This window comes from Prevotella sp. SGI.167, assembly GCF_050313615.1.
Classification (GTDB): domain Bacteria; phylum Bacteroidota; class Bacteroidia; order Bacteroidales; family Bacteroidaceae; genus Prevotella.
Map to the genome: position 1 here is coordinate 65,805 of NZ_JBNPLT010000002.1, position 12,540 is coordinate 78,344.

General features: G+C 43.4%; 10 protein-coding genes. All 10 read right to left on the reverse strand.

All coding sequences use genetic code 11. The annotated features are described in order from the left end of the window. Window positions 1-7: 7 nt before the first annotated feature. The 10 genes from ACQRBJ_RS01740 to ACQRBJ_RS01785 all read right to left on the reverse strand — a co-directional run bounded on the left by ACQRBJ_RS01740 (window position 8) and on the right by ACQRBJ_RS01785 (window position 12,523). The gene (locus ACQRBJ_RS01740; protein ID WP_296972534.1) at window positions 8-850 is read right to left on the reverse strand and encodes a GLPGLI family protein; all 843 of its coding nucleotides are present in this window, start codon (window positions 848-850) and stop codon (window positions 8-10) included. A 61-nt stretch (window positions 851-911) separates the two neighbouring features. Continuing rightward, window positions 912-1,067, reverse strand: coding sequence for a hypothetical protein (locus tag ACQRBJ_RS01745; RefSeq protein WP_293460205.1), 156 nt, complete (start codon window positions 1,065-1,067; stop codon window positions 912-914). Between the two features lie 41 nt (window positions 1,068-1,108). Continuing rightward, complete coding sequence (locus tag ACQRBJ_RS01750; protein ID WP_296972530.1) at window positions 1,109-1,975, reverse strand: GLPGLI family protein; 867 nt, start codon at window positions 1,973-1,975, stop codon at window positions 1,109-1,111. After that, on the reverse strand, window positions 1,950-2,105 hold the full coding sequence (locus tag ACQRBJ_RS01755; protein WP_296972527.1) for a hypothetical protein: 156 nt from the start codon (window positions 2,103-2,105) through the stop codon (window positions 1,950-1,952). The genes ACQRBJ_RS01750 and ACQRBJ_RS01755 overlap by 26 nt, the downstream gene beginning before the upstream one ends. A 134-nt stretch (window positions 2,106-2,239) precedes the next feature. Further along, window positions 2,240-2,611 carry a DUF3244 domain-containing protein gene (locus ACQRBJ_RS01760; protein ID WP_445302710.1) on the reverse strand — a complete coding sequence of 124 codons (372 nt, stop codon included), beginning with the start codon at window positions 2,609-2,611 and terminating at the stop codon, window positions 2,240-2,242. A 182-nt stretch (window positions 2,612-2,793) separates the two neighbouring features. Then, window positions 2,794-4,407 (reverse strand): hypothetical protein, encoded by a 1,614-nt coding sequence (locus ACQRBJ_RS01765; protein WP_445302711.1) that lies wholly within the window; start codon window positions 4,405-4,407, stop codon window positions 2,794-2,796. A gap of 483 nt (window positions 4,408-4,890) precedes the next feature. After that, window positions 4,891-5,844 carry a bifunctional hydroxymethylpyrimidine kinase/phosphomethylpyrimidine kinase gene (locus tag ACQRBJ_RS01770; RefSeq protein WP_441932777.1) on the reverse strand — a complete coding sequence of 318 codons (954 nt, stop codon included), beginning with the start codon at window positions 5,842-5,844 and terminating at the stop codon, window positions 4,891-4,893. Between the two features lie 68 nt (window positions 5,845-5,912). Beyond that, window positions 5,913-8,774 carry a two-component regulator propeller domain-containing protein gene (locus tag ACQRBJ_RS01775; protein ID WP_445302712.1) on the reverse strand — a complete coding sequence of 954 codons (2,862 nt, stop codon included), beginning with the start codon at window positions 8,772-8,774 and terminating at the stop codon, window positions 5,913-5,915. A 171-nt stretch (window positions 8,775-8,945) separates the two neighbouring features. After that, a complete protein-coding gene (locus tag ACQRBJ_RS01780) occupies window positions 8,946-11,405 on the reverse strand; it encodes a glycoside hydrolase family 2 TIM barrel-domain containing protein (protein WP_445302713.1) in 2,460 nt (819 codons plus the stop codon). 17 nt (window positions 11,406-11,422) lie between these two features. Beyond that, a complete protein-coding gene (locus ACQRBJ_RS01785; RefSeq protein WP_445302714.1) occupies window positions 11,423-12,523 on the reverse strand; it encodes a glycoside hydrolase family 53 protein in 1,101 nt (366 codons plus the stop codon). Between the last annotated feature and the right edge of the window lie 17 nt (window positions 12,524-12,540).

Consider the following 12,540-nt stretch of genomic DNA (forward strand, 5'->3'; position numbering starts at 1 on the left):
GCAACTCTTATTCTCTTTCTATTAAATCATATTTTAGAGCTTCATCCACGCTACCTAGAGAGATACCTGTAGAAGCCTCATTTATACTATTTTGATTCCTCAAATATCTATACTTTGATAACAAGAAGTCTTTTCTATCTGTTTTCTGAAAATGTTTAAAATCTTTATCTAATATACCAAAAGTGATTGGTGTTGCACTAACCTGTTGCATTCCATTAATACAAAAGTAGTATTGCTTTCCTCTATCATATACTTCCATGATTAATCCAGGGAGACCACAGAATTTCAAAGGTCCATCACTTACAGGAACATCCAAGGCAAACCAAGCTGTCCATTTTCTTCCCCTGAAACTACAAGTAGCCTTTTGACATTCATGTCCAAGAACAACCTTCATGCTGTCACTTTCTATATTCCACTCCTGTGAGTTTAAAGCATCTTCATAAAGGTAATATTGTCCCAGCAAGAAGTCGGTAACAGTTATCTTTCCTTGCGGATAATTCTTGTAGATGGTTGCAGACATTCTGCGATGTGGTATGGCATTGTATAATTGCATTCCTTTCAATCCTTTTCCAACAGCTTCAGTCAAGAAGCTATCCCATAGTTTATCGCCATTAGGAGAAGCCATCAGAGAATCACACTGATAAGTATAATAGCTATAGCATTTAGAACACTCCGCTCCAATCTGCAGATAGAGCAAATCTTCCTTGCGCTGTTGTTCTCCAGTCAGCGTATCCGTAAGATATTCATATACATAGCTACACAGCATATTAGCCGTATCTATCTTCTTATTTTGGGCAAAGCCAATAAGATAAAAAGTTAAAAATAGAAATATGAAACACTTTCTCTTCATGATTCCTTAATATAGGTTGCAGTCTATGCTCCCAATAAAGCACAGGCTGCAACATTTGACATTACATGCAATTTCTATGATAAGCCTCAACAGCATTATTAAAGTTCTTTTGATCCATGTTACACTCGCACATCATCTTCTTGAGCTGAGCGCAATACTCCTCACGTGAGATGCCACCAGCAATAGCCTGCATCTCAAACAAATTCATTTTCTCCATAACTTTTAATATTTAAAAATAAATAATTTTTTATTTATATCTTACCAACATTCTAAAGGTTTATATTTCCACTTTTTAGACCCAACATTTTCTATTTTGGGAATATCAATGCCCTGTAGTTGCGTTTGTGACTGGAAATCTCCAAAAAGAAATATATATTGTTCCTTTAAGAATTTTTCAAATGTAGTTTTCTCAAATTTGTTGTTTCCAACGTAAGTCTTGCTAAAGACAATCGGCTTCTTTGACACCTTTTCCATGCCAAGAAGTTTAAAGGCATGGCTATTATCTTCCGTAGTAGCCTCCATTATCAGTCCCGGCAATCCACATAATTTCCAAGGTCCGTCAGTTATTGGAATATCCATAGCAAACCATACTGTCCAACAATGGCCACGATATTGACAGACTGCCTTTTGGCACTCATGTCCCAAGATTAATTTAGAAGAATCTTGTATTACCCATTTTTGAGCATACAAAGTATCTTCATAAATATAATCTTGTAACAGTAAGCCATCAGTTACCGTCATCTTTCCCTGTGGATAGTTTTTATACACATAGGCTTTCATCCTTTTATGAGGCCATTCCGTCTTACTATTTATAGCCGCATTTATTTGCTGATGAATTATTCTATCACTGTTAGGAGAAGCAAATATCGAATCTACCTGCATACTATAATAACTATAGCATTTGGACACATTCGTACCTATCAGTAGCACGAGCCAATCCTTAGCAGTTCTTCCAGACAAAGAATCCTCTACATAAGTATAGTCATATTGACATTTCAGATAGGCCTCATCTATTTTCTTTTGAGCATAACAATGCCCAATCCCTGCTATGGCGATAACAGTCAACGCCGCCAAATAAAATATCTGGCGGCGTAACAACTTATGCACAATACTTATTCCATGCATACTTGGCACCTTCTTTTGCACCATCATCCAAATCACAATTAGCCATTATTGTACCTAATTGCTTGCAATACTCTTTCTGTGAGATGCCACCAGCAATAGCCTGCATCTCGAATAAATTCATTTTCTCCATAACTTTTACATTTTAGAGTTTTTACTATATTATTTATCTTGGAAGACTATCGTGCTTCTTAGAAGGTACGCTTTGACCAGTTGTGTCTGGATATATTTAGTCGACAAAAATATTATCAATTATAAGAATCTACCCTATATGTCAAACATGCCCCAATAAATCATGTCTCCTAGTTCTACAGTTACATTATAAGAACCATTCTCGAATGCGGACAAATCTAATGTGCACAATCCATTACCTTCTATAGCGGCAGAAGAACTAGCCATGAGGCTTCCATTGTCTCCATAGACATAGACTTTTACAATGCCCATATAACAACCAACATTAACTGTAAGCTGATTTTGCTCTAAACTTGCTGTTACGCTAGGTTCTGCTGTTCGTGTCCCCAAATGTGGCACTTTTTTATACATAGGAATATCTTGCGCTTTAGGAGCATCCCCTGCTTTCACTTGAATAGAAGCAAAAAGCAGAAACAACAGAAACGAAATGTACATTTTCAAATTCATATTCTTACCTTTTAGATGTTATTGAATCTCGGCTGCAAAATTACATAGTTTTTTGACTTCATCCAAACAAAACAGGTCTATTTCTATGCCATTACACAAATTACATATAATTCTAAGAAACAAGCACTTATAATTGCCCCCCAGATTTAAAAGGTCTAAAAAGCACTATATAGCCCCTATTTCTAGAAGTTTTCTATGTAGTTACGAAGCGAAAAATGCTCATTTTTTATGCCTACCTTATCCTTATACAAGAACAACTTTTGCTTGATAGCTTTCTCGCTCACACAATAGATAGATGCTAAAGTCTTTTGCGATAACTTTAAACGCAACAGCATCATTAATCGCAAATCTGCTTTAGACAAATTAGGATGCTTCTGTTTTAGTCTAGACACAAACAAATCCTCCACACTATCTAAGAAGACTTCTAACTCTGTCCAATCATTATCGGAAAGCACAATATGCTTACTCTCATTCGGAACACTCGAATTTAATTTTTCCACAACCTCTATCTTCTTTTGTAAATAGGTACGCATGACAGACAATTGTACATCCCTATGCGAGAGTTCTTCTTGGTGTAATTTCTCCATCATTTGCTGCTTTTGGCTGAATATTTCCTGTTCATGAGCTATGCGAGCTAATGACAGTTTACGATACGACCAATAAGCATACAAGACAAACAAAATAATTATCAAGCATAAAAGTACGGTCAATCCAAATACCCATCGCTGCACTTCTGCCTTTCCTTGCATTTTTGCCCTTTCACTTTCTTTCTTCAAAAAAGAAGAATAATAGGAAACCTTGGCTTTCGATGCTGTCCTGTACATTTCTTGCAAGTAACAACATGCAGAATCACTAAAGGTTTTAGCCATCTTATAATCTTGAGCTTTCGTAGCAGCTTGGCTTCGAGTATAAAACACAGAATAATAATCTTCTGCTGTTTTTGGCGTTGTTTGCTTCAATATTGCAAAAGCTTGCTTTATGGAATCTACAGTAATATAAGCAGAAGCCAACATTAACTGACAAGAAAATCTATCTGTTCCATTTAACTCATAAGCATGGCGTGCATAAATTAGGCAGCTATCTTCTTCTCCATTTTTTTCAAACACATTAGCTAACCCTTGGCTAACATAAGATAACAAACTATTATCGCCAGCATGCATTGCTAACTTATATGCTTTCTTCTCTTCTTCTAAAGCTTGTTTTAAACTATCAACAAAACCAAAGTTCTCCCCTAACCTCAAATGCGCTGCCACCTTATTATATATACTAACATTTGGCATGGACTCATACATCTTCACCAAAGCTTTAGCATAGTTCAAAGCTTTGTAAGGTGCCAGCTGTTCTTCTACCTCAATCAACTTATCCAATGCCAAGCATTTTAAGTTCAGATTATGAAGACTGTCTGAAATAGAATAAGATTTCTCCAAACATGCCTTAGCCTGCTCCATACTATCATTCAGCAGAAAGCATTTTCCCATATAATACAAGGATGAAGCATAAAGAGAATCGTCCTGATGTTCTCCATACCAATCATACGCTATGCGAATCAAAGAATCGTTATCCACATCTACGCCAGACTTGTCTTGTGCCATATAATAAGTGAGGGCATACTTCGCCATATCTTTATCTGAGAGTTTACCTTGATTGATACGGTTCAAAAAGACCAAGGCACTATCTGGCTTAGACTCTGCCAAAGTATAAGCCAAGTCCAACTCTCTCTTATGACTTTGATAACATGATACCAATACCGAAAGCATCACAAAAAACAATACCGTAAACGAAATACTTCTTCTCATATTTAGTATAATTACATTCTGGGCGCAAAAATACAAAATATTTTTCAATAATAGAACTAAATAGGGTCTAAAATACAAAGTCTGCAGAAAAGCACAATATAACTGATTATCAGGTATATATATTATATTTATAACAAAAGGGGGTCTAAATAATAGTCGTATTTTCGCATTACCAACCTTTCTGCATCAGATAACAGAATCTCACGCTTTGGTTGCCAGAATGCATTATGTTAACGAAACCAACTCATAGTTTTATGGCTCCTAAGTCTATGAGTTCCGAGAAGGAAAACATAGAGTTAAAAAGCAAAGAAAAAAATAACACGGACAAATTGAATTTGTCCGGACAAATTGTCCGGCAGCTTATAAGTTATTAATATTTAACCATTTACAAGCACCCAGACAAAAGAGCCGGACAAATTCAATTTGTCCGTGTTTCTAATTTAACTTAATTATTTTAACTTTTTGGTCAAAAACCACCTGTTTTCAGCCTTTCTGCCTGAAAGCTGAAGGCGTTACCCCTCTCATCTTCTTGAAGAACTTGGTGAGATGAGCCTGGGATGAGAAGCCGAAAGTGTTGGCTATCTCCTGCACCGTATGCGTGGTGGTAGAAAGCTCGCGCTCTATCTCCTTCACGATGTATTCATCGATGATTGCCTTCGGCGTCTTGCCAGAGATGCGGCGGGTAACCTGCGCCAGATAGCGGCCACTCACATTCAGCTGGTCAGCATAGAAATGCACATCGCTATAGGTGCGGCAGAAGTTGTTCACCTGCGAGATAAACTGATTGTAAAGTTCGGAACTCCTGCCCTGCAGATTACTCTCTCTTGCCAGTTCTATATTGATGAAATCCTGCGCCATCGCCAACGCCTCCTCCATCTTCTTGCCCTGATTCAGATAGATGGCAAGGGCAGAAGAGAAACGGTTGATGAGACCATGCGAATTGGCATTATCAAGGCGATAGATCCGGAGTCCCTGCTTCTCGGCAAGTTCCAGGAGTCGGGAGTTCTGAAGAATGATGTCGCTCTCCTTCTTTCTCGCCACAACTACCGAGCAGAGGGGCAGCAGACGGTATTTGATCTGGCTCACCACATCCTCCGTCATCAGCGCATCGCCCTGACTAGACCAGATTGCTGGAGCATAGATGATATGAGCAGGACGATACCGGGTCAGGGCATCAATGACCACATTCAGCGTCTCCACTCTGCGTATCATACCTATCTTCACTATATCGGGCTGCATATCGTTCATGACAGCCTCTATCTGCCCCGAAACAATCTCGGCAGGAATATCGAAGAACTCCTGGATGCCGAGCGTATTCTGCACGGTAATGCTGGTTATCGCCGAAACGGCATAACCTCCCAATTCGAATATCGTCTTGATATCCGCCTGCACACCAGAGCCACCGGTGCTGTCGGAACCTGTAATCGTTAATATCATATACTTTGAACATTGAACATTGAACTTTAAGCTTTGAACTTGTAAGCCAATGCTGTTTCCGATAGACTTTACTTCTGTTTCATATATTCCGTAGGTGTCATTCCGAAGACCTTAGAGAAGCATTTCGAGAAATAACTGCTATTGGAGAAGCCAACAGTATACATCACCTCAGAAACACTAAACTTTCCGGCGCTCAGGAGTTTGGCAGCCTTTTGCATTCTCAGGTTTCGAATATATTCTACCGGAGTCATGCCTGTCAAGGCCTTCACCTTACGATAAAGCTGCTTATTGCCAATGCCCATTACTTCCTGGAGCATCGTGACATTGAAATCGGAATCTATCATGTGCTCCTCGATGGCATGGTTGATTTCATCCAGCAAATGCTGGTCAGCCTCACTCAATTCTGGTTCTGCAGCTGCTACCTCTGACTTTTTCTCATCAGCATCTTCATCTACTGTCGATGAAGAAGTTTTCTCCATTTGAACTTCTGCCGTTGAAGAAGCATGATTCTGAGGCAGTTTGACATCCAGAAAGCGATGCATTAATTCGTTCACTTCATCAAACGACTGATGAGCCACAGCCATCTTCAATCCTTCGGTCAAACGGGCAAAGAAGGTCATACGCATCTGCACCTGATCAAGGATTTCTGCTTTCTGCTTCTGTTCCTCTGCCAATTTCTTATGAAGGAAATAGTAGCTTACCACCCAGGAGATAAGAACTATCAAAGCCGTGATGTAGAACAGTTTTGCCCAGATGGTAAGATACCAAGGTGGCAACACCGAGATGTCCTGCGAATAGACTTCAGCACCTATCTTTCCTTCACCATTTACGACACAAACCGTGAGATGATAGTTGCCATACGACAAACCATTGTAGACAATATCAATATTTCCCGACTTCAGATAATTCCAGTCATGATCACTGCCCTCCAGCTTGTATGCATAGACAGCAGAAGGATGATCAGCAAACGGAAGGTCTGTAAGCTGCAGGCTAAAACTGTTCTCATCGCTCTTGAGCACCAGTTTCTCACTACGCTCATCCCATGGTTTGCCATTCACGACAATGCCCGCCAAAATCAACCGGTTGAGTTTCTTCGGAGAAAGAACTGCATCAGAGCGAATCTCAACAAAGCCATCATTACCACCCATCACCACTTCATGGGTAGACTTGCTGTAGCAAATGGTAAATGGAGTAATGGAAGGGATGACAAAGCGCATGCTCTCTCCTTCACGGCTGATGACGCAACACTCATTACCGGTTACAGCCCATATCTTGCCATCCACATCACACATGGTACTTACCTTGCCCCCTATCTTCCACTCCTTTGAGCCGAAATTGGAACCCAGAATCTCGCCTGCAGCATAGTAACACTTCACCGAGCTATTATCACCAACCCATATATTGCCCTGGCTGTCGGTCATCATATAGTTAACCACATCAGAATTAGCCACATGAGCCACCTTCATATCATACGGATTGATACAATCGAGGCGATTGAAAGTGGAAACCCATATTCTTCCCTTTCCGTCCATGACCATCTGACCGACATGCAATCCGGAAAGGGCATTCTTGCCCTGGTCAGAGAAATGATAGTCGGCTACGGTCTTACCTGCAAGCAATGAAGCCTTATCCATCACAAAGACACCCCCCTGATAGGATGCCATCCACAATCTGCCCTTTCTATCCTGAAGAATATCATAAGCCCAGGCAGTAGAATACTTGCCCGTTCTGTCATAGACGATGAAATTACGCATCTGTCTGGAGCTGCGATCATAAAGGTTGATACCATGGTCGGTACAAATCCAGACATCCCCATCATTGTCTTCATAAATCTTACGCACACGGTTGTGGCTAAGCGGATAAGCCTGATTGTTCTGCTTATACCAAGCCACATCCTGATAAGCAGCATCGCCTGTAGAAGATTTCGCCTGAGAATAATGAATCAAACCATTGGTTCCCCCCATCCACCATTCACCATTACGGGTCTGGAGCATGGCATGAAGACAGTTACCTTCGCCCGAAAAGGTTATCTTGTCGAGCGACACATAATTATAATAGGTATGGGTGGTGAGACGAGAAAGTCCGTTATCGGTTCCAATCCAGACATTCTGCCATTTATCCACGAAGCAGGCCCATACGATGTTGTTCGGAATGGTTGCTTCATTGCGAGAGTCGTGCGAATAATGGGAGATGGCATTGTTCATCGCCATCACATAGAGTCCGTTATCGGTTCCGATGTAAAGATTGCCATTTGCTTCTTCTGCCAGACATTTTACCGAGTTGCCATCCAAAGCTGCAATCCGGGAGAATGTCTGAAGATTGAGATCTGCACAATAGAGCGCGCCTTCTGTACCAATCCAGTAGCAATGGCGCTTGGCATCGTATGCCAGGGCATTTACCAATGGCTGGGCGCCTGCCGTAAGAGGCAACAGGCGGTTATTCAAATACAGACCATTTATCTTACCCTGCAACAGACCTTTTGAGGTATGCAGCAAGGCATAGACATCCCCTCCATAGTTGGCATTCTTGTCTTTCAGGTCCAGCACACGCAGCTCCATGACAGCTTTTCGCTTAGCTTCATCCTGAAAGTCTGCAACAGCTGGAGTCTGCACATAAGCATTGGCATGGGTGTCGAATTTCAAGATGCCATTGCCAGTAGCCAAATACAACAGGTTATTATCGAAAGCGAGAGCATTGACGCGCGTATTGCTATAGGCATGATCCTGATAGTGGAGATAGCCATGATAACCATCATAACTATAAAGTCCGTTATCAGTACCAATCCACATCATCCCCTGTGCATCCTGGGTAATGGCACACACGGTATGCGCACCCTCGAACGACACGTTAATGAATCGTTGCGCCGCAACCGGAAGAACCAGTAACGCCAACAAAAATACGACATATACTCTATGAATAAACTGCTTCATCTTGAAGTTATTTGTTAAATTAGTTGTTGTTGGCTGCAAAATTAATCAATTATTGGCACTTTACCAAATAAAAAGGAAAAAAAAATCCCAAGGAATAAAGAACAGTCTCTATTCCTTGGGATTTGTGAAAAGAAAAGGAATCCTACGATAAAAACGAAGGACATATATTTTCTAGATTGCCTCTAACTGAATGGTCTTTTCGATATTTCTCTTGCCATCCTTCACCTTCAGGGTGATATTGCCCTTCTGCGTACTACTCTGCACGATGACAACGAGTTTGCCTGAGAAGAGTTTCATATGTGGATGGGTGAAAGGTTCGAGCGATGTGGCATCGCCATTGCAGGCTGCCTTGAAGGTTCCGGCACCCGTTACTTCGAAGGTCAGCTCATCATCTGCGAGCGGACACTCATTGCCATCCTTGTCCAGGAGACTAACGGTAACGAAAGCAAGGTCCTTGCCATCAGCATTCAGCAGCACATTGTGCTCATCGGTGCAGCCTTCTACCATGCAGGCGATAGGCTCATGGTCTGGAGTCTCCACACTGAACTTCATCTGCGCAGGTTCTCCGGCTGTACGCTTCACGTCTTCGCCTACCTTGTCGCCATACTGATTGTAGGTAACCACGCGAATCTCGCCCGGTTCATACTTCACGTTGTTCCAGCGGAGGCGATAGCGGTCCAGACGGCTTGACTTGTCCTTGCGAACTCTGCCCTGGCTCTTGCCGTTTACAAAAAGCTCGCCTTCCACACCATCGGTGTAGCAATATACAGGGGTAATCTGTCCTTCCCTGCCCTTCCAGTTCCAGTGAGGGAGAAGATGGGTGGTATGCTGATGCTCATTCCAGCGGGCACGATACATATAATACCTATCCTTTGGAAGTCCGGCAAGGTCGCAGATACCGAAGTAGCTGCTGCGGCTTGGCCAGTAGGTATCGTATGGAGTCGGCTCGCCCAGATAGTCATAGCCCGTCCACACGAACTCTCCGATTACCCAACTGTGGTCATCCTGCATCTTCCAGTCATCATCCGGAAGATTACTCCAGGAGCAATACTCCGTGTCATAGCTAGAGCACTGACCATCGGCGTATGGATTGTTGTTGCTGGCACGCACCTCAACCGGGAACTTATACACGCCACGGGAGCTGACGGTAGATGCTGTCTCTGAACCCAGGAGGAATCCCTGAGGCAACTGCTCGATATTCTTATAATATTTATGTACGCGATAGTTGAAGCCCGGAACGTCCATCACCTGGGCAAATCCACTCTTCAGGGCAGCCTCAGCCTTGTCCATACCCTGGGTTACAGGGCGGGAAGGATCATACTGATGACAGATATCCTGCAGATGCTTGGCTATCTCCATACCCTCCTTGCTCCATTGCTCAGGAATCTCGTTACCGATACTCCACATAATGATGCTAGGATGGTTGCGATGGTGCTTCACCAGATTGGTCATATCCCTGTCGCTCCACTCCTTGAAGAACTTGGCGTAGCCATTCTTGCACTTAGGATAAATCCACATATCGAAGCTCTCAGCCATTACCATCATACCGAGAGAGTCGCAGATTTCCATCTGCATGGTAGAAGGCATATTGTGGGCTGTACGGATGGCGTCGCAACCCATCTCCTTCATCGTCTTGATCTGACGGATGAGTGCCGCCTTGTTCTCTGCAGCTCCCAACGGACCGAGGTCGTGGTGCAGGCAGACACCCTTGATCTTGCGGGTAATGCCATTGAGCTGGAAACCATTATTCTTGGATACCGAGATGGTACGGATACCGGTCTTAAGCGTCTGGACATCAGCAACCTTCTTTCCTTCATATCGGGTTAACTTCACCTGATAGAGGTAAGGATATTCCGGAGACCAGAGCTGAGGATTTGCTACCTTCAGGGTAGTCTTGATGGCTGGGGTTGCGCCAGAGATAGTCTGCTCGGCAACCTTTGTACCAGCCTCATCGAGCAAGGCGATGACCGTCTTGCCCGACTTACCGATTTTTCCTTCCAGCAGGGCGTTCACTTCCACTTCGGCTTCCTGCTTATCAGCTTTCAGGGTACGCACGAAGGTATCCCAGGTAGAGAAGTTCTCGTTACCGTAAAGTTCCACGGAAACCGGACGGTAAAGACCGCCACCTGGATACCATCGGCTGCTTTCCTCTACATTGTTGAGATGAACCTCTACGAGATTCTTCTTTCCGCCAAACTGCACGTAAGGAGTAATGTCGATGCGGAAGGCATTGTAGCCGTAAACCCATCTGCCAGCCTCCTTGCCATTCACCTTAACGATAGGCTGACTCATCGCACCATCAAAAACGAGGACAGCACGCTTGTAGCCCTTCGGCAACTGAAGATTCATCTTATACATACCCTCTCCAATCCAAGGGAGAGCTCCAGAGCGTCCCGACTTCTCGGTCTTCTCCTTTTCGCCATTCTGCTCGATAGCCACCATCTGCAGATCCCATTTCTTATCGAAAGGACCCGCGATAGCCCAGTCGTGCGGAACAGCTACCTGCTGCCACGCCTTGCCATCACGGGAGAAGTCCCATGAAGGCAGGTTGATAACCTTTCTGCTCTGCGCCTGGCACAGCGTAGTGAGTACCAGGGCAAGAGTCATGAAAGTAATGCTTCTCTTGATCATATTGCTATTTAATATTCTTATTTATATGAATCGAATACGGCAGTTGGTTTGCCGCTGTTGTCGAACGCTCCCTTGGTATATGCAGACCAACCCAGAGTGGTATAGTTGGCTGGCTTCCAGTTGTTGTAAACTTCTGGTTCCCAATAGAAGATACCCTCGCAGATAGAGATTGCCTTGCAGCCATCCACCATCTTCTTCATCATTGGCGCAGCCTGGTCAGAGCCCCACCACATACCGATTTCAGAGATGATGACATTGCAGTTGTACTGTTCTGATAAAGTCTTAATATTATTCAGACAATTGGTAGTTAAATCCTGCCAATTGTTATCTTCTGGATAAAGTGACATACCGATGACATCCCATTTTCCACCATTCTTCTTCAATTCACCAAAGAGCCAGGTATAACGGCCGAGGTTATTACCCTCATCCACGTGCACGATTACTTTAGCTTGTGGATAAACCGCCTTTACGGCATCATATCCGGCGTTAACATAAGCAGCAAAGTTGGCTGCATTCTCAGAAACACGACCAGTAACAGCCTTGGCATCTTCGCCTTCAGCGTCATTCCAGAGCATACCGTCACGGGTTTCATTACCCACCTGTACCCACTCTACGTTGGTTACACCTTTATCCTTCAGGGCTGTCAATACATCCTTGGTATGAACAGCCACAGCCTGTTTCATTTGTTCGGCAGTATAGCCCTGCCATGCAGCAGGAACTGTCTGGTGAGCCGGGTCAGCCCAGGTATCAGAATAGTGGAAGTCAATCATCAGACGGAAGCCGAGCTGCTGAGCTCGCCAAGCCTTGGCGATGACATCATCCTTGCCACACCAGCCACCTTCCGGATTTACCCAGACACGCAGACGGATGGAATTGGTTCCCTCTTCGCGAAGGAGCTTCATGCATTCTGTAGCCTTGCCATTCTGATTATAGAATTTCACACCATCCTTCTCCATCTCTGTGAGCCAGGAAACATCGGCTCCCTTGGCGAAGCCACTCATATCGTATGTCTTCTCCTTTTCGGGAGTGGCATTATCATCATTGCTGCAACTCGTGCCCGTGATAGAAAACAAGAGTGCTGAAGCCAGCAATATGGCTTTTCCTAAAATATTCTTCATTGTTCTTTTGGTTTATA